The 20,970-nt window shown below is 48.6% G+C and carries 18 protein-coding genes; 8 read left to right on the top strand and 10 right to left on the bottom strand.

Annotated features, from left to right (window positions below):
- Window positions 1-403 precede the first annotated feature (403 nt).
- The 3 genes from ACKFKF_RS24800 to ACKFKF_RS24790 form a co-directional block, all read right to left on the bottom strand.
- On the bottom strand, window positions 404-601 hold the full coding sequence (locus ACKFKF_RS24800) for a CHAT domain-containing protein (protein ID WP_446870133.1): 198 nt from the start codon (window positions 599-601) through the stop codon (window positions 404-406).
- The gene (locus tag ACKFKF_RS24795; protein WP_446870132.1) at window positions 580-1,341 is read right to left on the bottom strand and encodes a tetratricopeptide repeat protein; all 762 of its coding nucleotides are present in this window, start codon (window positions 1,339-1,341) and stop codon (window positions 580-582) included. Before ACKFKF_RS24795 ends, ACKFKF_RS24800 begins: the two co-directional genes overlap by 22 nt.
- Before the next feature lie 143 nt (window positions 1,342-1,484).
- Window positions 1,485-3,746 carry a CHASE2 domain-containing protein gene (locus ACKFKF_RS24790; protein ID WP_446870131.1) on the bottom strand — a complete coding sequence of 754 codons (2,262 nt, stop codon included), beginning with the start codon at window positions 3,744-3,746 and terminating at the stop codon, window positions 1,485-1,487.
- Between the two features lie 370 nt (window positions 3,747-4,116).
- On the opposite strand from ACKFKF_RS24790, the gene ACKFKF_RS24785 reads away from it, so the two are divergent.
- The 3 genes from ACKFKF_RS24785 to ACKFKF_RS24775 are packed head-to-tail and all read left to right on the top strand — an operon-like array spanning window position 4,117 to window position 5,583.
- Complete coding sequence (locus ACKFKF_RS24785; protein ID WP_446858606.1) at window positions 4,117-4,620, top strand: DNA recombination-mediator protein A; 504 nt, start codon at window positions 4,117-4,119, stop codon at window positions 4,618-4,620.
- A 9-nt stretch (window positions 4,621-4,629) separates the two neighbouring features.
- The gene (locus tag ACKFKF_RS24780) at window positions 4,630-5,058 is read left to right on the top strand and encodes an MAPEG family protein (protein ID WP_446870130.1); all 429 of its coding nucleotides are present in this window, start codon (window positions 4,630-4,632) and stop codon (window positions 5,056-5,058) included.
- Window positions 5,059-5,091: 33 nt separating this feature from the next.
- Window positions 5,092-5,583: a YajQ family cyclic di-GMP-binding protein gene (locus tag ACKFKF_RS24775; RefSeq protein ID WP_446858608.1), complete on the top strand. Its 492-nt coding sequence runs from the start codon at window positions 5,092-5,094 to the stop codon at window positions 5,581-5,583.
- A gap of 94 nt (window positions 5,584-5,677) precedes the next feature.
- Here ACKFKF_RS24775 and crtB read toward each other — a convergent pair whose 3' ends face one another.
- Complete coding sequence (gene crtB / locus ACKFKF_RS24770; RefSeq protein WP_446858609.1) at window positions 5,678-6,613, bottom strand: 15-cis-phytoene synthase CrtB; 936 nt, start codon at window positions 6,611-6,613, stop codon at window positions 5,678-5,680.
- Window positions 6,614-6,650: 37 nt separating this feature from the next.
- Window positions 6,651-8,069, bottom strand: coding sequence for a 15-cis-phytoene desaturase (gene pds / locus ACKFKF_RS24765; protein ID WP_446858610.1), 1,419 nt, complete (start codon window positions 8,067-8,069; stop codon window positions 6,651-6,653).
- Window positions 8,070-8,817: 748 nt separating this feature from the next.
- Between pds and ACKFKF_RS24760 the strand changes: the two genes are divergently transcribed.
- The 3 genes from ACKFKF_RS24760 to ACKFKF_RS24750 all read left to right on the top strand — a co-directional run bounded on the left by ACKFKF_RS24760 (window position 8,818) and on the right by ACKFKF_RS24750 (window position 12,841).
- The gene (locus ACKFKF_RS24760; RefSeq protein ID WP_446870129.1) at window positions 8,818-10,581 is read left to right on the top strand and encodes a PA14 domain-containing protein; all 1,764 of its coding nucleotides are present in this window, start codon (window positions 8,818-8,820) and stop codon (window positions 10,579-10,581) included.
- A 416-nt stretch (window positions 10,582-10,997) separates the two neighbouring features.
- Entirely contained in the window at window positions 10,998-11,717 is a 720-nt protein-coding gene (locus ACKFKF_RS24755) for a hypothetical protein (protein ID WP_446870128.1), read from the top strand.
- Window positions 11,681-12,841, top strand: coding sequence for a caspase family protein (locus tag ACKFKF_RS24750; protein ID WP_446870127.1), 1,161 nt, complete (start codon window positions 11,681-11,683; stop codon window positions 12,839-12,841). Before ACKFKF_RS24755 ends, ACKFKF_RS24750 begins: the two co-directional genes overlap by 37 nt.
- A gap of 219 nt (window positions 12,842-13,060) precedes the next feature.
- Here ACKFKF_RS24750 and ACKFKF_RS24745 read toward each other — a convergent pair whose 3' ends face one another.
- From ACKFKF_RS24745 to ACKFKF_RS24735, 3 genes are all read right to left on the bottom strand, one after another.
- Window positions 13,061-13,360 carry a hypothetical protein gene (locus tag ACKFKF_RS24745; RefSeq protein ID WP_446870126.1) on the bottom strand — a complete coding sequence of 100 codons (300 nt, stop codon included), beginning with the start codon at window positions 13,358-13,360 and terminating at the stop codon, window positions 13,061-13,063.
- 625 nt (window positions 13,361-13,985) lie between these two features.
- Complete coding sequence (locus ACKFKF_RS24740; RefSeq protein WP_446870125.1) at window positions 13,986-14,495, bottom strand: allophycocyanin subunit beta; 510 nt, start codon at window positions 14,493-14,495, stop codon at window positions 13,986-13,988.
- Window positions 14,496-15,058: 563 nt separating this feature from the next.
- Window positions 15,059-16,756: an NAD(P)H-quinone oxidoreductase subunit 4 gene (locus ACKFKF_RS24735; RefSeq protein ID WP_446870124.1), complete on the bottom strand. Its 1,698-nt coding sequence runs from the start codon at window positions 16,754-16,756 to the stop codon at window positions 15,059-15,061.
- A 250-nt stretch (window positions 16,757-17,006) separates the two neighbouring features.
- On the opposite strand from ACKFKF_RS24735, the gene ACKFKF_RS24730 reads away from it, so the two are divergent.
- Window positions 17,007-17,546, top strand: coding sequence for a pentapeptide repeat-containing protein (locus ACKFKF_RS24730; protein WP_446858614.1), 540 nt, complete (start codon window positions 17,007-17,009; stop codon window positions 17,544-17,546).
- Window positions 17,547-17,860: 314 nt separating this feature from the next.
- Here ACKFKF_RS24730 and cobU read toward each other — a convergent pair whose 3' ends face one another.
- The gene (gene cobU / locus ACKFKF_RS24725; RefSeq protein WP_446870123.1) at window positions 17,861-18,412 is read right to left on the bottom strand and encodes a bifunctional adenosylcobinamide kinase/adenosylcobinamide-phosphate guanylyltransferase; all 552 of its coding nucleotides are present in this window, start codon (window positions 18,410-18,412) and stop codon (window positions 17,861-17,863) included.
- Between the two features lie 31 nt (window positions 18,413-18,443).
- On the opposite strand from cobU, the gene ACKFKF_RS24720 reads away from it, so the two are divergent.
- Entirely contained in the window at window positions 18,444-19,802 is a 1,359-nt protein-coding gene (locus ACKFKF_RS24720) for a PQQ-dependent sugar dehydrogenase (RefSeq protein ID WP_446870122.1), read from the top strand.
- A gap of 133 nt (window positions 19,803-19,935) precedes the next feature.
- On the opposite strand, the gene ACKFKF_RS24715 is transcribed toward ACKFKF_RS24720, so the two are convergent.
- Window positions 19,936-20,955: a helix-turn-helix domain-containing protein gene (locus tag ACKFKF_RS24715; RefSeq protein WP_446858617.1), complete on the bottom strand. Its 1,020-nt coding sequence runs from the start codon at window positions 20,953-20,955 to the stop codon at window positions 19,936-19,938.
- Window positions 20,956-20,970: the final 15 nt, after the last annotated feature.

Raw genomic sequence — 20,970 nt, 5'->3', positions numbered from 1 at the left:
TTCGATAGAGTTTTTTCGCTTCGGTATTTAACGCTTCTGCCCCCCAACCCCCCAAGTTTGGGGTAGGGCTGATTCATTCTGATTAAGGGAAAATCAAGGAAACCCAAAACCCTGATTCTTTCATTTGGATGGTTCTTAGCAACTAATGAGGGAATCGGCTGTTCGCTTTTCTCTCCCTAGAATAAATCAACCCTACCAAGTTTGGGGGACTTTCGGACAGGATTTCTTGCTCAAAGTCCCCCAAACTTGGGGGATTTAGGGGGCTGCCTGGAGTGATCGCCACAGCGAGGGATTTCATCGAATTCACGTCAGATTAATCATTGTGGCGAAAGATTTCATCGAATTGGCGTTGATTAGAGTCCGTTGCCAATTAAGATAAATGGGGCCCAATAGTAGGGATGGTCTAGGGGACTGTAGATTGGTTGAGCGCCATTTGGCGCATTGGATTTGAGTAGTTGAGCGATCGATCGTTCTTCATCAAAGCAATCTGTGCCTGTTGTAAAGCCTCAATTTTTGTCAAATTTCCCTTTTTTAAGCGGGCATAAAAGGCATCCATCAAAACTTGAGTTCCGCCATCGTCTACTGTCCAAAGGGAAGCGATCGTGGCTTTTGCGCCTCGGTCTTGAAAAGTTTTGACAGCGCGCCCTTGATCGTTTGAAAGCTGGCGATCGCTTGTTTGCGGCTGTCGATCGCGGGTTCAAATTGGTTCTCAGCCATATAAGCCAAACCGATCAGCGTCAAGGCTTGTCCTTTGAGAAATTGAGCTTGATCACCAAGTGCTGATTTTTCTAAAGTTTTGGCGATCTCTAAGGCTTGCTGACCCGCCGCCAACGCCAACTGCAAGCGATCCGGTTTGGCCGATCGATAAACCGTCAGTCCGATCGAGAGCAGCGTCCGAGTTTCTTGTTGAGGCTTATTTTCTGACCGAAACAGCGATCGTGCTTGTTCAAATGCGGTCAGGGCTGCTTCTGGCTGATTGAGATCTCGATAGATCGACGCGATTGACCCCAACACATAAGCTTCGAGCAGGGGACGCTTTTCTTTGCGATAGATCAGCAGCGCTTGTTGATACGTCTGAAGAGCCGCGTCGAGTTGATTGAGTTGTTGATGAGTGAGGGCGATCGCATTCAAGGTATCTGCTTCACCGACCCGATCTGAAAGCTTTTGGCGAATCTTTAGAGCTTGCTGAAAGACAGGCAGCGCTTCACGAAACTTACCTTGATCAGAAAGCTGATTGCCTTGTTGAAATAGTTGGTCTGCCTGCGGTTTTTGGCTCTCTGCTGCGGCAGATTGGGCAGCGAAACTGGGTGTCAGCGTCAGTAATAACCTTATCAAATTCACGAAGCGATCGCTAAAATCGTGTGGTGACAGATCGGAAGATGCAGCAGATCAATTGAAAGCTTTAACCTGTTATATCCGCTCCAAAATCGATTGCCAACCAATGCAGCAAGCCTCAAAATTCCTCAAAATTTCTCAAACATCCGCTAAGTTTCAGGGGTTGAAATCGATCGATAGAGTTGATCCAAAATCTGCCCCACGATCGGACTTTTGGCCGTAAATCGAATGTGAAATTTTCCCGCTTCTGGAGAAGTTTTGACCACTTTGGCATAGATATCTTCGGCTGCAATTTCTGGGCGATCGTTCATCAATAAATTAAGTTTGAGATTACTCAACGCTGTCGGAAAGGATTCCATATCTGACTCATCAAACTGTACGTCTGCCCCGCGTTCTGACAGTTGCAGGAGTCTGGCTTTTGACAGCGTTTCGTTAATGTGTTTGCCTTCTAATGGCGCATATCGAATCGGAATGGCTGCGGGTAGCGCAAAGAAATGTTCTTGATGTTGAGCGAAGGATAGATTGTATTTGCCGCCAATGCCCGCTACATCATAGAGCGAGATGGGATGCTGTACGCCCTTTGCCTGTACCTGTGTGACTCCGTTAATTTTGACCAGCGACTCCACTTCTTGAAAGGTGGATTCTGAGATTAGGGTTTGACCGCCGATCGTAAAGGATTCGATCCGATACGTTAAGTTGACATGGCTGCCGATCACACTGTATTTTGTGCGTTTTTCGGAGCCGATATTGCCCACGACGACTTCTCCAGTATTGATGCCGATACCCATTTCTAGATACGTTGACCAACCGGATTGACGCAGTTTTTCATTCACCTCCGCCATCGCTAACTGCATCGCAACAGAACACGCCACTGCTCTTACTGCATCATCCTTGCGAGTCGTCGGCGCACCAAACAAAACGAGAATGCCATCACCCATAAATTCATCAATCGTACCTTGATAAAAAGTAATCACATCTGTCATCGCTTCGAGATACACATTGAGAATCTGAACCACTTCTTCGGGAGGCAAGCGTTCTGATGTGGCAGTGAATCCTCTCAGATCAGAAGTGAGAATCGTAATCTTGCGCCGATCGCCCCCAATTTTCAACCCTTCTGGATTTTCGAGCAAGCTGGCCACGACTTGATCCGTGAGATAGCGACCAAAGGTTTTGCGAATTTCTGAAGCCATACGAGCGACATAGGCCATGACGGCGATCGACGACCCGCCCAAAGCCAACAAAGGCGGCACCACAGGCAACCACCAGCCCTGCAAAAAGGCGAAATAGCTGCCCATCACCAAGCCCCCTCCCGCTAGAAACACACTACTCGCCAACCAGGGAGTTTTGGCTTGCGATCGCTGATTCATCATATGCCGCTGCCTCCAACTCAAGACCGCCCCCAGCATCGACCAACTCACAATCCAAACAATCTCCGCCGCTTCGTCACTGGTTTTAATCAAAGGACGATCGTCCAGCGTCGCGCTCAAAATTTGGCTGACCAGATTGGCATGAATGACGACACCGGGAGTTCGTTTGGGAGCCGACAAAAAAGTGCTGCTGTAAGGCGTATAAAACAAATCTTTGAGACTTTCGGCACTGCCCCCAATCAAGACGATCCGATCGCGCATCAAGGCAGACGGAATCTGATTATTCAGCACATCCGTCATCGCGATCGTCTGAAACGGTTGAGCCTGCCCCCGATAGTTGAGCAACACCTGATAGCCCCCATCTTCTGCCCGCACATAACCGCCGTCGCTGGCTTGAAACAGAGGAAACACCGCCTTACCCAATTTCACCTGATCGTCCGCCGTCATTTCTGGCTGGATGCCCTGTTTTTGTAAGTGAAGCGCTGCCAACTTAAACCCAAAACTCAAAATGTCGTTGCCCTCTCGGTCTTGCAGATACAGCAGTCCTCGACGAATTTTGCCATCACTGTCTAGCGGCAAATCATTAGAGCCAACCTGATCGAGCTTTTTGAGAATTGGCGGCGGCGCAACTGGTGAGCTATCGGCACTTTGAGCCACTTTTTGCACCCCAATCAGATTGGGCGTTGTCTCAAAAACTCGTTTGAGCTTGCTGGCTCCTGGATTGACGGGCAAATCGCGGTAGATATCCAGTCCGATCGCGCTTGGTTTTTGCTGCTTAATCTGGGTAATCAACTGAGCCAGCGTCGCGTCTGACATCGGCCACTGTCCGACTTTTTGCACATCTGACTCATTGATTTCGACAATCACAATGCGGGAGTCGATCGCTTCTACGGGACGCATCAAAAAAAACTGATCGAGCATTGCCAATTCCAACATTTGCAGCAAGCCCGTCAACCGCAAGCCAATCACCACCCCCGCCACACCCGGAACAGCAATCAAAACTCCTCGCCATTGCCAAGCCTGCCGTTTGAGCATCGTCCACATAGGTTTGCTGCCTGTTTTAGGTCGAGTGTTCCCGATTGGAAGGGGATGGGAACGGGAAGGAGAGGTGAGGGATGAGGGAATTCGATCATTTTTTGGCTTTGATTACAGAGTCAGATCGCGTCCTAAATCACCCATAAATAAGAAACTTGAACTAAAACCCTTGTCTTAAAGTCCCCAGAATTGGCAGCTTGGGGGGCAGAAGCGCCAAGCAACGAAGCAAAAAACTTCATCGGACTGACGTGATGGAAAAAGACGATCGCTCCAGTGACGGAACTCAATCGCGATCGCGGATTCTTGACGCATTTCCATAATTTGTTAGGATGATCAGCCCGTCTGATAAAATGACGGCGTTGTCACGATAAATACGGCTTTGAGTCAGTCGATCGATCTACCTAAAGTCGATGATTTTTTACAAGAACTAGCGACCATTCAGCAGACCAGTTCCAAGCGAATCGCCCTGCTGGGGTCTCGGCATGTTCCCATCACTCATCAAAACCTGATTGAAACGATGAGCTATGCGCTGGTTTTAGAAGGAAATCGTCTCATTACATCTGGGTCTACGGGTACGAATTTTGCGGCGATTCGCGGCGCTCTACGGGCTGATCCCAGTCTACTGACGGTGATCTTGCCCCAAACAATGGATCGTCAGCCTCGTGAATCTCGCGAACAGCTTGAAAACGTCATGCACCTGGTCGAAAATCCTGAGAATAATAATCTTTCTCTGGCGGAGGCCAGCGCGCTCTGTAACCAAGAAATCATTTCTCGCTGTCAGCAATTGATCTGTTTTGCCTTCCACGATAGCCAAACCCTGCTACAAACCTGCCACGATGCCGAAGATCAACGTAAGATCGTGACGTTGTTCTATTTTGACTGAGGGCTGAGAATGAGTTTGTTTGGGTTGCCTGTGCAGACGATTTTGTTGGGATCGATCGCCATCGCCGCCGTTCTGGTCTACCTGCCCTTTGGAGTGGTGGGGCTGGCTCGCGTGCGGGCGGGCTACGACAAAGAAATGATGGCGGCTCCTCGCGCTGCGCTAGAAAAATTACCTGCTTTTGGGCAACGGGCCACCTGGGCGCACGAAAACGCCTGGGAGTCATTCACTTTGTTTAGCGTAGCGGCGTTGATGGCCTATGTCACCGGGCAAACTTCCGAAATGGCAGGCTGGACGGCGATCGCTTACTTGCCGATTCGTCTGCTCTACTCCGCCGCCTATATTCTGAATATTCCTCTGTTGCGATCGCTGATGTTCGCCAGTGGCTCTTATTGCATTGGGTCTTTGATCCTCATGAGCATTATGAGTACTCTTAAATAAGTCTGTGAATGCCCCACAATCGTCTATTTTCCTATGGCTTCTACATTTTCTTTTGATGTTGTCAGCGACTTCGATCGCCAAGAACTCGTCAACGCCGTCGATCAAACCAATCGCGAAATTATTGCTCGTTACGATCTCAAAGACACCAAAACGACGTTGGAACTGGGTGAGGAGGCGATCGTGATCAACACCGATAGCGAATTTACGCTGGACTCGATTCAAACGATTCTGCAAACCAAGGCGGCCAAGCGCAATTTGTCGCTCAAGATTTTTGACTACGGCAAGCCCGAATCCGCCAGTGGCAATCGAGTCCGCCAGGAAATCAAGCTCAAAAAAGGCATCAGTTCAGAAGTCGCCAAACAAATTACGAAACTGATTCGCGACGAGTTCAAAAAGGTGCAAGGGTCGATTCAGGGCGATGCGGTGCGCGTGTCTGCCAAAGCTAAGGACGATCTACAAGCCGTCATGCAGCGCCTCAAACAAGAAGACTACCCGATGGCGTTGCAATTCACCAATTATCGATGAGCGCATCGTGACCAAAGAACTGACCTATCGGATCAGGAATTGATCCTTGCTCCGATGTGTCTGCTCCGTTACGTCTGTTTTCGCCGACTGTCAGCTAGAGAACTTTGGCTCTGAGCAGCGCGATCGGCAGTGACACCATTTTTTTATAGCCAGGAACGTAAGCCCGACGGTTAAAGTTGTCGTAGCCGTTGCGCTCGATCACATCCAAAATTTGGCTATAGAGCATCAGTGCTGACCAGACGGGCAGACGGGCATCTTCACTCAGCGCCCCAATTCCACTTTCTGCCTGCACATAAAACTTTCTGGCCCGCTGAATCTGAAACTGCATCAGAGCACGCCAGCGATCGTCTACGACTCCTTTCAGCAGATCTTCTTCGGTGTAGTTAAATAACGCTAAGTCTTCTAACGGCAGGTAAATCCGACCGCGCCGAGCGTCTTCTCCCACATCGCGCAGAATGTTGGTTAACTGGTTAGCAATGCCCAGCGCGATCGCTTCCTCAACTGGATTGTGCAACGGTTTTGACTGCTCCCAGGGGGCAGTGCGCGGCGTATTGTCCATGCCCATGACCGTTGTGGACATCAGCCCGACCGTTCCGGCGACTCGATAGCAGTAGAGGTGCAACTCATCGAAGGTTTCGTAACGGCTGCGATACAGATCCATCCGTTGTCCGGCGATCATGTCTCGGAAGGGCTGAATGTCTAGCGGGTAGCGCTCTAGCGTATCGACCAGCGCCATATCGAAATGATCCTGAGGATGTCCCGCAAAAATGTTTTCTAAGCGGCGCTCCCACTGGTCGAGGGTTTCGTCGTTGGTAAGATTGGCGTTGGGGCCGTCTACTAGTTCGTCAGTGCGACGGCACCAAACGTAGATTGCCCAGATTGCCCGACGTTTTGCCGCCGACATTAGAAGCGTTCCTAGATAGAACGTTTTGGAGTACTTCGCCGTGATTTGGCGGCAGTGTTCGTAAGCGTCTTCCACGGAAGCCAGTGTTCTCAAGCAGGAAGTGGTTGGTTCGGGCAATTGCAGCATTCTGATGCAGTCTGGAAGGTTGACAAAGCGCGAATTGCTAAGGAGTCGTGACCAGTGGTCGCTGCTCAGTAGAGACAGCCAGAGAGTCGGCGTTTGAAATCGCTTGCGCTGTCAGCTTACCAGAAAGTACGGCACCTTCCATACTGCCTAAATATCTCTGCATCGTATAACTTCCGGATAGAAAGAAATTTTGGATGGGAGTCGCCTGGTCTGGACGATAAGCTTGGCGGCCAGGACTGGCGGTATAGACCGATCGCGGCGTTTTCACCACTCGATATTTTCGCAGTTTGGCGGGGTTCTCGGTCTTAAAGTGCTGCGGGAAGAGTTTTTCGATTTCCAGCATGGTAGCGGCGATAATCGCTTCGTCAGACTTATCAATCCAATCTTTGGCGGGGGCGAGGACGAGTTCTAGCATGGAGCGATCGGGGTCTTCATACTCCTTGCAGGTGACACTCATATCGGCATAGACGCTGAGAAGCTCTGACCGCGAAAAGAGAAGCTGGTCGATGTCGGTGAGCTTGCGATCGAACCACAGATGCAGGTTGATCACCGGAACGCCTTCCAAACCATCCAGCTTTTGAAAGAACTCTAATGACTTCCAGCTTTCAGGTCTGAGAACCTTCATCACATCGACCGACATGGCCGAAACGTAAGCATCCGCCGTGATCACGTCATCGGGTGCGCCATCCAGCCCGCGAATGGCAAAGCCTCGAACCGTATTATCCGAATTGAGCAAAATCTCTTTGAGCGGCTTTTTGAGATGCACTTCTCCGCCGCGATCGGTGACGTAATCGACGATCGGCTGGCACAACCGTTCTGTTGGCGACCCGTCTAAGAAGGCAATTTTGGAGCCATACCGCTCTTGCAGAAAGCGATTGAGGGCGGTGAGCAAAATGGTCGAAGAGACTTCATCAGGATTGATAAACGTCAAAGCCTTGGTTGCGGCAATAAAAATATCGCTGTTGACCTTTTCATCAATGCCCTGCCGTTCCAGCCATTCTAAAAAGCTGTATTTGTCCATGTCTTCGACATATTTTTGACCGCGAATGATCGCAGGCAATAGCCCCCAGGCAAAGCGAATTTTTTGCTCCCAGGTGAGCATGTCGTTGTTGTTGATGATCGAGGCAATCACATTGAAGGGCGCAGGAATGTCAGGCACATCAAAGCGAGACAACACGCCTGGCTTTTCGGGTTGATTGAAGATCAGCGTGTGCTGTTTCCACTGAAGGCGATCGAGAATATCTAACTCACCCATTAGCTGAAGCATGTTGGGATATGCACCAAAAAAGGCGTGCAATCCAGTCTCATACCAGTCTCCGTCTTCATCTTTCCAGGCAGCTACCAGCCCACCCAATACATCGCGGCTTTCTAGGACGATCGGCGTATGACCCGCATCGACTAGATATTTTGCACAGGACAGCCCTGCCAAGCCCGCTCCGGCGATCGCAACACGCATGTAGTCTCTTTAGGAATGCTTCATGGTTTATTCGTTCTAATTATAAGTTGCAAACCGTTACATTTTTTGTGCGCTGAGCAGGATTGTTGGCAAAGAAAGCTGTAGATTCCGTTCAGTCAGAGAAGCGGCGACGAGTTGAGCAGTCTTTTTTGGCGAAATTTGAATTCGTTTGAGACAAAAGAGCCAGCAAATTTTTCCCTTTCACTTGACTTCCGTGAGGGTTAACTATAAAAATCAGGTGAAGATTAAACGCTTGACTTGGATCGACCAGACTGGTCGGGGTAATATACCAGCGTCTCAACTGAGGCGTTTGGGCAAGGGCAGTTTCAGTGTTACTTATTTAATTTTTTGGAGCTTTAGTCGCGCTCTACACTCAAGCTGTACTGATCGCCCGCAGGGTGCTTTTTGACAACATTTACAAGTTCAACATCTACGACAAGCTCAACCTCTACAAGTTCAAACCCTCAACTAATTCGACCTGAAAAAACTTGTGTACTGGTTGAGGACAATCTTGAGGACAGTTTTGCGAACACGACTAATCCGTTAACTTACTGAACGTTTCTCTGCCGATCGGCTGAAACCTGCGCCGAAAAAGCCGTACTTACGCACTTTACTAATTCATCGTGTGTCGAAAAAGACACTGTGCTAGATTCCTTATGGCTTTTTCCCAAAGCGCCAGCCTTAGTCAATTTGAATGTGTTCCCATTCAGAGACTCAGCTAAGTAAACTTCTCACGAGGAAAAGCATTGTGTCAGATCTCAATCTCGGTATCCAGACGGATAGCCGCAGCGTTAGCCTGCAAACCAATCCTGCTGGGGCCAGTTCGATCGCAACTACACCCAACGCCCTATTCCCAGAAGATAGAGTAGCAGCGGTCTCCAGTTCTTCTACCCTGGGGATGATAGGAGTCAGTGCCGAATATTTTGACGATGATAATTTTACCGATTCCAAGTTGGTTCGCACCGATCGCACGATCGATTTTGATTGGGGCAGCGGTTCGCCGAGTCCTCAAATTGCGTCAGATTCTTTCTCGGTGCGCTGGTCGGGTCAAATCCAACCAACAGAATCGGCAACCTACACGTTCCATACCCAATCGGATGACAGCGTTCGCTTGTGGGTCAACGGCCAACTGCTGATCGATCATTGGCAAGGCCATGCCGTCACCGAAGACCGGGGCACGATCGACCTCTCCGCCGGGCAAAAATACGCCCTAAAAATGGAGTATCGCGAAGCGGGCGGCAACGCCGTGGCCAAACTGTTGTGGTCAAGTCCGACTCAATCCAAACAGGTGATTCCTGAAAGTCAGTTTTCGATTTCTGGAGGGGCAATTGCTGCCAGCCAAAGCCCGTCAGAAATGGCAAAAAGCGCCGATTCTTTTATCGACTCGGTAGGAATTGTGACGCATCTGCGCTATACCGACACCAGCTATGCCCGATTTGGCGATGTAGTCGAGCCGAGACTGCGAGAGTTGGGCATTCGGCATATTCGCGATGGCGGCAATGATGCGGGCATGTTTGACAAGCTCAATCGATTGGCTCAGTTTGGCATTCGATCGACCCTAGTGATGGACGCTCGCGACGGAGTGACCCCTGATAATGCGGTCGAACTGCTCAAAAAAGTTACGTCTTCTGTGATTGCAGTCGAAGGCCCTAACGAGTGGGATGTCAACACCGAAGTGACTTACAAAGGCAAATCCTTCCCGGATGGTGTGCGTGACTATCAGACCGATCTGTACAAGGCGATCAAAGGCAATGCGGCAACGTCTTATCTTCCGGTGATTGCGCCGTCGCTGGCGATTCCAGAATATGGGTCGCGTCTGGGGTCGCTCAAATCGGTGGTGGATATGGGCAATATGCACAGCTACGCAGGGGGCAATCTCCCGGCTCAAGATCTCGATTGGCGATGGATATCTCATACAAAGCGGGTTTCAGAAGATAAGCCGATCATAGTCACAGAAACCGGATGGCATACGGCAATCAACGACACCCAGGCTAGTCAAAAAGGCGTTTCAGAACAGGTGGCGGCGAAGTACGTTCCTCGGCTCTTTTTGGAATATTTCAATCGAGGCATCCAGCGTACGTTTCTATACGAACTGATGGACGAGCGGCCCCAGCCTGACCAAGAAAATAATTTTGGGTTGATTCGATCGGATGGTACGCCAAAACCTGCGTTCTACTCGCTCAAAAATCTGATGAGTCTGCTCAATGATGCTCAAGGCAGTAAGGCTTCGGGAGGCTTAAACTACTCCTTGGCGGGCAATACTCAAAATGTGCGTCATACGCTGTTGCAAAAGAGCAGTGGTGAGTTTTATCTCGTGTTGTGGTCTGATGTGGTGAGTGCAGATACGGCGGTCAATCAATCTGTGACGCTGAATTTGTCGAGTCCGATCAAGCAGGCGACAACTTATTTGACCAATCAATCGATCGACCCGACCGCAACCTATTCCACACCGACTCAATTAGCGTTGAATGTTCCCGATTCGCCGCTGGTGGTCAAGCTCACGCCTGCTTAATTTAGGCGTTACAGCAGAGATTTTGCGCCAGTGTCGCAGACAGGTGAATGGCTGATACCAGTTCACTTTTTAATTGCTACAGATGCGGCACTGGCTTCGTTGTGTAGGAAGCAAAAAAGCTTGCTCAACAAGGGATACGAGAATCCATCACCTATCTGAAGTGACGAGTTTTTGAGATAAAAGAGGTTGAATGTCCTGTTTTTGCGTTCAAGCGCCCTCTCATCGTGCTATCGACCTCTATGCTGTGAAGAACACCTCCCCATGTAGCGGAACCAGTGTCTTGTTAGGGTGAGTATCTTCGTATTACACGCCTTTACTCGGCTAAAAGAATAACTTGAAGAAAACCCTTATGTTGCACTATCTTAAGTAGTATCACCAAGGTGACCATCTGCTCATGATTTTTTGGAGCCAGCTTAATGAATCTCTCGATCTTGGGTCAAAGGCTTAAAGACTTAGAGGATAGTATTAACAAGCGTTGGAAGCTACTTAAAAAATATGATGATGCCTTACTTCTTGAGGATAATCCTCGGAGACAGACCTACTACGAGGAGGAAATTGATAAATTACGAGAATCTGCTACTCAATACCAGCAAGAATATGATGACCTAAGACAAGACTTGAGAGATGAGCCTTCCATAGCCACTGAAGCTGTTAACAGCCAATTGCGTCAGATGGCTACCAAGCTAGATCAATTACTTGGTGGTCAGCGAGCCATTCGTGGTGACTTGGCTCAGATGCGTCAGGCTCTTATTAACCGCTATGATGTGGGCGAACAGGCTATCATCGCTTCGATCACAGAAAAGTTAGATCAGAATCAAATTGCTTTGACGCAAACTATTTTAGATGGACTCGATGCGAATCAAATCTCCGAATCAGAAATGCAGGGTATGCTTGCAGTTTTGGAGAAGCGTCTCACTTCCATATCTTCGCCCAACAACCAATCTGATGCGGTGCTTAGAGTGCTTAAGTCCCCTGAGATCGGTTTTAAGCATAGGTTGAAGGTTGCTATCCCTCTGATTCCACAATTACTTCCACTTCTTCCATCAGTAGACTACGAAGGTGAGTTAGAGCTAGGTACTGGGCTTGATGTCAAAGTCGTTTGGGAAAAGCTAAAAGCCAAATTGCAGGGAAAGTAGTGGCCACGGCTCTTGATGTTAGTGAACCACTAGAGTCGTGGCAAAGTCGGGAAAATCTCACTCCTATCCAAACTTCAAAGGGAACCAAAGTCGCTTTGTTAATTGGAGTGAGTGAATACGGGCAAGACTTCCCTCAAATTCCGGGTGCAGTCAAAGATGTTGAAGCAATGCGAGATGTTTTGACCTCTCCAAGGCTAGGAGATTTTGACCAAGTTATACCATTGGTTAACCCTGATTCACAGGAAGTAAGGCAAGCGATCAAATCCTTGTTCACAGGTCGTACTCAAGATGATCTTGTTCTCTTGTTCTTTTCAGGTCATGGCTTTAAGGATAGTGGCAATGAACTTCATTTGGGAACTCGAACTTCCCGTAAGAATTTACAAGGAGATCTATCAATCTCTTCAACAGTTTCTGCTAGTTTTATCTGTAACATTATGAATGATTGCCGTTCAAAACGACAAGTAGTTATTCTTGATTGTTGTTTTAGCGGAGCTTTTCCTGAAGGATTAGTAGCAAAAGATGATTCATCTGTTGATCTCAAAACTCAACTGGGCGGCAAAGGACGAGCGATTTTGAGTTCTTCTAGCTCAACGCAAATTTCTTTTGGTCAACAAGTTGCAGAACTTTCGCCTTATACGCGCTACTTAGTTGAGGGAATCTGTACAGGTGAAGCAGATTTAGATCGAGATCACTTGATTTCAGTCAATGACCTTCATCAATATGTCAAAAACAAAATTCAGGCGAGATTCCCTGCACTTAAACCCGCAATTTACGCAGAACAAGAAGGGCTTAGAATTATGCTTGCTAGGGCAGAAGAAAGTTCAGAAGTCCGTAGCTTGTTTATAGGCTCATCTATAGAAAATAGGATTAATGGAGTAAACGGCATTTTAGCTCAGAATTTGTCTCAAAGGTTTATATCGCTAGTTCGATTGATTGTACTATTGCTACTAGGCTCAACTATTTTAGTCTCTTTTGCAATACGTTTTGGTTGTCAGGCTCTACATGAAAGCTGGCTTGCAGGCGGTTCGATAAGAGCCAAATACAATACAGGAAGTGATGAGCCTGTCCCGGAAAAGAAGATTTGCAAGGCAATAGGCATTCCTATTGATCGATCTCGTCGATAGTTATGGTTAATTACATTGCCGCACAACTGAGCAAAATCAGAAATTTTGAGCTGAGATTTTATATTGAGTTTATGAATTGGAGAAGTGAATGTCCCTGTGTTTCTAGAGAATTTCATTCACTAGTTTAGAGACTTATTGTTCACTTCTCCTGGCAGAATACCTGAAATCCCTGATTTTCATTGAGAAACGGAGATAGTATGGGCAGCTATGGTTAGGTGATTACTTTATCTTGCAGGATGCACCTGGTGTACGCTGATCGCACTGTAAATAACCACTATCAATCCACACTGATTTCTGATTTATCGTAACCTTGCTCCAAGAGCCTCCACCCTTCATATCTGCTTGGAGAGTAACATCAACACCTGGTTTAGCAGTAAACATAGGCTCTGCTTTTGTCGGATCTGCCTCCGCACCATCCAAAAGAATGGCAGAGTTCTCAGATGGACATCCAGTTAAGCCTATGATAGGTAAAAGGGCAATAATTAAGCCTACAGTAGCTCGGTGACTATTTTTACGCATGACGAATCGTCTTCTAGAGGATACTACATAGAGTTTCGGTATTAATTTCCCTCTAGCAGGATGTAATCTATGAGACTTTCATGAGCAATATCTAACTTTGAATAAAGTTTTCAAGAAGGACTAACAATAAAACTTTCATTGGGATGAACTCTTTAAAGTCATCAAAGCCTGCGATCAGTATGCTAGGGAGCATGATGCTGTGATGGATTAGTGTAATTACTATTCTCTAGTCACGACGATCACCGCCTCACGCTAGATAAGCCTCCGGTTACACGGCGCGATCGCAAGTTTCGGTTCTACTGGTTAGGTTGATCACTAACTTTTGCTTAAGTATTCAACAATCGACCCAACTTCATTATCTACATCGTTTTTTGTATGATCAGGACGGCAAATCGAGTTGTGTGCTTTGTGTGCCAACACAATTCAGTTCTTTACCTAACAGTTTCTGGCCAGGTAGATACTTGAATTAATTCATGTACTCATCCACACCACGACAGAGCGATCACAAAAAAGCTATCAGTCCGGATGCCGCTCAGAAACAACAGACATCGGATCGATAGCCACAAAATTGGATGTAGCCTAGAAAGAAGCACCTCGCCCAAAGAATTCATACTGTCTAGTTTGTCTAGACATCCATTTCGCTAATTTGACGCACGACGTAATCAAATGGCTCATCAATAAAGGTAGCGCTTTCAATTCCTGCGGATTGTACTTGCTGCTTGACTCCATCTCTCATCAGTTGCACACTTCGAGCCGTCGGCCCCAGTGGAATTCCTAAAGAGTTAAAGGTTTCCTTGAGTCCTGCCAGGAGCCGCTCATCAAGAACACTGTTTTCGCCTGTCAGCAGCGCATAGGTGCAATAGCGCAAAAAATAGCCCATATCACGAACGTACATATTGTAGCGACGAGTCGTATAGGCATTGCCGCCCGGTTGGACTAGCTCAGGCTGCTCTTGAAACAATTGACTAATGGCTTGCTTGATGATTTCGGCGGACTTAGAACTGACGATCGCCACCACTTGGACTCTAGTTGTCCCTGTCGTGAGAAAGTCTTTGAGTGGCTCGACAATGTTGCGATCGGTGAGGCTGTCGGTCAAGTTAAACGGGTTAACGACGCTGACTACTTTATCCTGCATAAGATTCCTCTTCTAAAAATGTGTGAACCCAAGGCCGCTCATAAGAAAATACCTGGTAGTTGTGGAAACCCAGCGTCTTCAGACCTGGGAGGAAACAGCACGCAAGTGGTTTTAACCGCCTACCCCTTGCGGGGGCTGGATTTTCAGTGTCGATAAGACCGAGATCCAGCGAACTCGTTTAAGTCCCTTCGCTCAATCTGATTCAGATGTCTTGGCTTTACCCAACGCCTTTGCTAGAAGGCTTGAAGTGAATCCGAACTAGGGAAGTATTCGGAAGTTCGTGCTGAATCAGATCTCGTGAGCTAGTCACTGCTTACGTTGATCCCTAGCAGATCAAGCCCCGCGACTTTAGTCCGGGGTCAGTGACGAATAGTCGATCGATGCAGTCAAAGGGGTTCTCAAGCCCTCTAAATTTGAACTTACCATATTCATTTAGGGTTTCAAGTTCAAATTATTTAACGTAACATCCAGCTTTCAGATTCAGAAATTGATACATAAAAAAACGACCGCTCCCTAAAGAACGATCGCTTTCCTTAATTCAATTTAGTTCGTGACTTGATTTGTTACTTGAGCAGTCCCAAAACGGGGGCAGGCTTAGAGTTGGCGATTTGCGAATTCCACACGCCTGCGTAGATTTGAGGGTTGGTTTCTGCAATTTGACGATACGACTCGCGCATCTGAGCATTCAACGCCACTGTCTTCACGTCATACATCTGCGTCGCCAACTTGGGATAGAACCCAAACGCCACAATCAGCGACAAGAAGCAAGCGGCAATAAAGATCTCACGGGGATTGGCATCCTCAAACTTGGCTTCGGTCGGTAGTTCACAGTTGTTACCAAAACAAGCCGCTTCGTCATTGCCCTGAGCCTTGAGATCGACATCGCCCAGCTCACAAGACGGCGAGATGTCACACATTTGATCGGCACTTGACCCATAAAACACCTGCCGCAGCATCGAGAGCAGATAAATCGGAGTCAAAATCACCCCCACAGCGGAGAGAAACACTGTCACCGTACGGAAAGTCGAACTGTAGATGTCAGTCGTCGTCATGCCGACAAAGACGGCGATTTCACTCGCAAATCCACTCATTCCAGGCAGTGCCAGCGAGGCCATGGCGGCGATCGTAAACAGCGCAAACACTTTGGGCATCGCCTGACCGATTCCGCCCATTTGATTCATCATCATGGTGTGAGTGCGATCGTAGGTGACCCCCGCCAAAAAGAACAGCACCGACGCAATCAGTCCGTGAGAAATCATTTGCAGCAGCGCCCCACTCACACCCACATCGCTATAGGATGCAATGCCGATCAGCACAAAGCCCATGTGCGACACAGATGAGTAAGCCAATCGCCGCTTCATATTCGTTTGAGCAAACGAATTCAATCCGCCGTAAATCACATTCACCACGCCCAGGATGGCCAGAACGGGCGCAAAATAAACGTGAGCATTGGGCAACAGTTCTAGATTTAAGCGAATCAGTCCATAGCCGCCCATCTTGAGCAACACACCCGCCAAAATCATTGAGACGGGAGACGAGGCTTCACCGTGCGCGTCAGGCAGCCAGGTATGCAGCGGGAAGACCGCCAGCTTTACGCCAAACGCAATCAGCAACCCTGCATATAGCAACAGTTCCAACGTTAGCGGAAACTCTTTGAGCCGAAGTTCTGCAATATCAAAGGTAATCGAGTTGCTATAAAAGGCCATCGCCAGCGCAGCTACCAAAATGAAGATAGAAGCAACGGCGGTATACATCAAAAACTTAGTGGCTGCATAGCGCCGATTTTGTCCGCCCCAGATACAAACCAGCAGATAAACCGGGACTAGCTCGACCTCCCACATGATGAAGAACAGCAGCAAGTCTTGAGCCACAAATACGCCTACCTGAGCGGCATACAGCACCAGCATCAGCGCGTAAAACAATCGAGGTCTGCGATCGACCCGCCAGGCCGCCAACATCGAAAGCGTTGTGACAAACCCAGCTAATAAAACCAGGGGAGCGGACAAGCCATCGATCGAGACTGTCCAATTGAGTCCAAGCTGCGGCATCCAGGCGAAGGTTTCCACCAGTTGGAACGTCGCACTGCTGGCATCATAATGATTCCAAAAGGTGTAGCACATCAAAGCAAAGTCCGCGATTCCTACACCGAGGGCATACCAGCGCACAAGCTTGCCGCTTTTGTCAGGCAGCAACGGAATGAGCATGGAAGCAATGAGTGGCAGCAGGACGATCGTTGTCAACCAAGGAAATTGATCCATCATGGCGATAAGAATAAATACCTATCTGTTTAATGAGAATATCTTACTAAACTTTGTGAAGCACTATTCATAAATCCTTCGCTACAGAAGGATGCAGATAGATCTATGGAATGTCAAACCATCGCCATTCAGAGAATGAGCAGTGTCAATAAGTATAAAAGCCTAAGAAAAAGTGAAAAAACCTTGATCTGTTCAGCAAAAAATTTACATTTCTACAAAGTGAGTTTTGTTTTACCCCGATCGTTGGAATGCAATGGAAAGGTTACGCTCAGAAGATCTTCTTGCCCGCTATGCTCAAGGAGAACGGAAGTTTGAGTCCCACAGCTTAGAGGAAGCTCATCTGTTTGAGGCGGTTTTACCAGGGATTAATTTGTGCAGAAGTTGTCTCAATCAGGCTTATTTGCCCTATGCCAACCTCAGTCAGGCAAACCTCAAAGCCTCCCAAATGCAGAATGCCGAACTTGGCAACGCTCAACTCTATCAAGCAAACTTATCGGATGCTGACCTGCGGAAGATTAATCTGTCACGCGCTGATTTATGTTTTGCAAACTTGAGCGGGGCTGACCTGTCGGGTGCCAATTTACAGGGCGCAAACTTATACAATGCTGATTTGAGTTATGCCAATTTGACGAATGCAGATCTAAGTCGATCGAACCTCAAACAAGCCAACCTCACAGGCACAAACCTCAGCGGCACCAATCTATTTCGCGCGACAGAAGCCGATCTGTCAGACGCGCAAATTGACCAAACGACAATCTATCCGGATGGACATCGGATGAGGGATGAGGGATGAGGGATGAGGGATGAACAAGCTCTCTGTCTGTTCTTTAGGAATTGTGAATTATATAATCTCCAACAAATAATGACTGTCTAAATAAAATTCTCCTCTGTAGTTTAGACATGTTAACTCTCACCTGAATTCGATAAGATCCTTCGCTGTAATCCTCTAGTCGAGAACGTTCCTGAATCTCCAATCCATGAGGGATTTTGAACCGCGAATCCTATCTAAAAGTCTTCCGGAATTGGGAAGTTAGAGGGCAAAATCTCTAAAAATCTCTAAGTAATGCAGCGAAAAAACTTCGTTGAAAGGACGCTAACTTCCCGACCTCAATTTGGTAAAGGAGACCCGATTTGGCTGAGATTGAGAACGTGTCCACCCGTCACTAGGTACACAGGATGGGCGATCGCTCCGACTCGTCTGACCACCATTCCCAAACGATCGCGAAACAGCCGCCCGATCGGGTAAGCAGGCACCACGCCCCATCCCGCCTCTTCTGCCACCAAAATAATTGTGCTCTTCGCTTGTTTGAGGCTTTGTAGCAAAGTTTCCAACGTCTGTTGCCAAACTTCAGCATCTTGCTCCAGCAGATTCGCCAACCAGGTGCCTAATGAATCGATCAGCAAACACTCCGTAGCCGTAGAGTCTTGAATCGTTTTAGCAAGGTTGATCGGAACCTGCAACGTCTTCCAACTGTCGGGACGGCGCTGTTGATGTTGCTCAATTCTGGCTTGCCACTCGCGATCGTCCTCATTTAACTGAGCCGTCGCCACATAGATCACAGATTTTTGAGACTGCATCGCCAGAGACTCTGCCCATTCACTCTTGCCCGATCGAGCGGGCCCAGTGACTAGAATGATCTTGGGTGTGAATTTTGGCATAAATCCTTTAATTTAGTAATTCAGATAAATGATGCAGTGGAAATTTGCGGCTCGATCGCTCTGTCTCCCATTATTGGCAAGTTTAGCGGCTTGTGATGCCCTGTCGATCGGACAAACGATCACGCAACCGCCCTCCAAAAATTCGGCCTCGCCTTCCCCCGCTCAGGTTGCTCAAAGTCCTGCTAGTCGTCCCGCCAACGCCATTCGGACAGAACCCCTATCTCCTCAGCCAATTCGGATTACGATCGACCAGCTTCCTCAGCCCTACGCCAGCGAAAGCGCCTCAAAATCGCCCCGCGTCGTCCCCGTTCCCAACAATCCGATTTTGAGCGTGCCGCCCGGATTTGTGGTGAATGTCTTTGCAGAAGGGCTAAACCGCCCACGCTGGCTGGCCTTGACTCCATCAGGAGATGTCTTGGTCACCGAAACGCCTGACAATCAAATTCGACTGTTGCGCGATGCCAATGGGGATGGAGTAGCAGAAGTCAAAAAAACCTTTGCAACCGCAAGCAATGGGCTAAATCGTCCGCTTGGGATGGCTTTTGCAGGAGATTCTTTTTTTCTGGGCAACACCGATGCCGTTCTCAAATTTCCCTACCAGAAAGGACAAGAACAAATCACGGGCACCGGGCAACAAATCGCTGACCTCCCCGCCCAAGGCTACAACAATCACTGGACAAGAAATGTCGTCGCTGCCCCCGATGGCAAACGGCTGTTTGTCTCGATCGGTTCTGGCACCAATGTCGATCAAGAACCGCTCCCCCGCGCCTCCGTGCAAGTGATGAATCTCGACGGATCAGGTCGCCAAAACTTTGCCTCCGGACTTCGCAACCCGGTCGGCTTAGACTTTCACCCACAGACTCAAGAACTCTACACCACCGTCAATGAGCGCGATGGACTGGGAGACGAACTGGTGCCCGACTATCTAACTCGCATTCGATCGGGTGAGTTTTACGGCTGGCCTTACGCCTATTTGAGAAACGATCGCCTCGATCCCCGTCAGGCGCAAAATGGTAAAAGCGTTCGTCCCGATCTGGCCAGCAAAACTCGCACCCCAGATGTTTTGTTTGAGGCGCATTCTGCCGCTCTAGGATTGAGCTTTTACGACGGCAAAACCTTTCCTCAAAAATATCGCAACGGAGCATTTGCCGCCTTCAGAGGGTCATGGAATCGCAGCCAGGGCACCGGATACAAAATTGTCTTCGTCCCCTTTAACGCAGAAGGTCGTCCCCAGGGCTATTACGAAGATTTTGTCACAGGCTTCCTGCTCGATCCCACCGCTCCAACAACCTGGGGCCGACCCGTTGGATTGTTGACCCTTCCAGACGGCAGCCTCTTGTTTACGGAAGAAGGGAACGATCGGATTTACCGCGTTCAATATCAGGGATGAGGGAGAACTTTGATGATCTGTTCCCCTTCGGGGGTAATCCGCTTCGCGTGAGGGATGAGGGGTGAAGAGCTTTGATTTGAATGCGTTTCAGTCTTTGGACTTGGGGCTTCTTCACACCTCACACCTCACCTCCTCAAAACCTTTCAGGCGGCGCAATGTTTGACCCCGAATTTATACTGTGAGGCTGATTAGACTGGGGCGAAAGTTTGACATTTGGAGCATCAAGTTGAATTGCACCAGGAGGCGTTTCGGGAGTTTGTTGGTGAGAGAGCCAGACAAGACCGCCTGCCATTAGCGCCGCATAGCCGACATAAAGATGGAGAGGTTGAACCGCCAACCCTTTGATACCGCTTGATTTTGTCTGGGGATGATACCAGGAGGGCAAAATCGCTTGAGTCGGATCGGGTGTCGGAAGAACCGCCAGCAACTTGGCACTATCGAGGTCTAGAGCGGTGCCGATTCGTTTGATGAATCCTCTCAAATAGACATCTTCTGGCAAATGAATGCCTTGCCCCGACTCCAACGCCAGCAGTTGATGCATGGGCACCATTGTTTTGTTATGTAGCTGAGACAGAGACATCGATCGCGCTTCTCTTGCCGCCTTGATCTGCTCCCCAATCTGCTGCAAACCGACCAGTCTTTCTTGGGCGGCCTGTTCTGCGAGATCGGCTAGAGACCGCTTTTTGTATGACTTTTTGGGAGCAACTTTTTGAGCGATTGCCGAGACCGGGTTTGTGAAGGTAGGAGTTGCTGCTTCGGGTACGGGTGCAGTTTCGACCACTTCGACGGTCGGTAGAGGGAGTGTTGCCAATCGAGAACCCAGGGCACGAGAAAAGGCGGCCACCGGAAACTCATCCACCTCGCGATCGTCGGCTCCTCGGATGCCATGATCTGGGGTTTCTCTGGTTTGAACAAAATGTCGCAGCGTCAAGCGAATGGCCTCGCGCCCGATCGCTTTCATCAAAAACTGAGCGCTTTCTGCCCCTTTGACAGGCATCTTCTGCAAATTGCTGAGGGCACGACGATACACTTCACTGCGGTACAGTTCTCCCTCAACTTGTCCTAAAATTTCTCGAAGTCCTTCTGCGGAAATCTCGATCGTGGTATTGCTACCCGGTACATTGAACCCAAACGTTGTGTCTTGTGCCAGCATCTCTCCACCCTCACC

It is taken from the genome of Phormidesmis sp. 146-12 (assembly GCF_052939495.1).
This window is presented reverse-complemented; position numbering and strand designations above follow the sequence as displayed.

Coding starts and splice junctions, on each gene's coding strand:
- ACKFKF_RS24790 (WP_446870131.1), bottom strand. CDS start 3,746: ATGTGGACGATGCTCAAACGGCAGGCTTGGCAATGGCGAGGAGTTTTG.
- ACKFKF_RS24780 (WP_446870130.1), top strand. CDS start 4,630: ATGAGTTTGTTTGGGTTGCCTGTGCAGACGATTTTGTTGGGATCGATC.
- ACKFKF_RS24775 (WP_446858608.1), top strand. CDS start 5,092: ATGGCTTCTACATTTTCTTTTGATGTTGTCAGCGACTTCGATCGCCAA.
- crtB (WP_446858609.1), bottom strand. CDS start 6,613: ATGCTGCAATTGCCCGAACCAACCACTTCCTGCTTGAGAACACTGGCT.
- pds (WP_446858610.1), bottom strand. CDS start 8,069: ATGCGTGTTGCGATCGCCGGAGCGGGCTTGGCAGGGCTGTCCTGTGCA.
- ACKFKF_RS24755 (WP_446870128.1), top strand. CDS start 10,998: ATGAATCTCTCGATCTTGGGTCAAAGGCTTAAAGACTTAGAGGATAGT.
- ACKFKF_RS24745 (WP_446870126.1), bottom strand. CDS start 13,360: ATGCGTAAAAATAGTCACCGAGCTACTGTAGGCTTAATTATTGCCCTT.
- ACKFKF_RS24740 (WP_446870125.1), bottom strand. CDS start 14,495: ATGCAGGATAAAGTAGTCAGCGTCGTTAACCCGTTTAACTTGACCGAC.
- ACKFKF_RS24735 (WP_446870124.1), bottom strand. CDS start 16,756: ATGATGGATCAATTTCCTTGGTTGACAACGATCGTCCTGCTGCCACTC.
- ACKFKF_RS24730 (WP_446858614.1), top strand. CDS start 17,007: ATGGAAAGGTTACGCTCAGAAGATCTTCTTGCCCGCTATGCTCAAGGA.
- cobU (WP_446870123.1), bottom strand. CDS start 18,412: ATGCCAAAATTCACACCCAAGATCATTCTAGTCACTGGGCCCGCTCGA.
- ACKFKF_RS24720 (WP_446870122.1), top strand. CDS start 18,444: ATGCAGTGGAAATTTGCGGCTCGATCGCTCTGTCTCCCATTATTGGCA.
- ACKFKF_RS24715 (WP_446858617.1), bottom strand. CDS start 20,955: ATGCTGGCACAAGACACAACGTTTGGGTTCAATGTACCGGGTAGCAAT.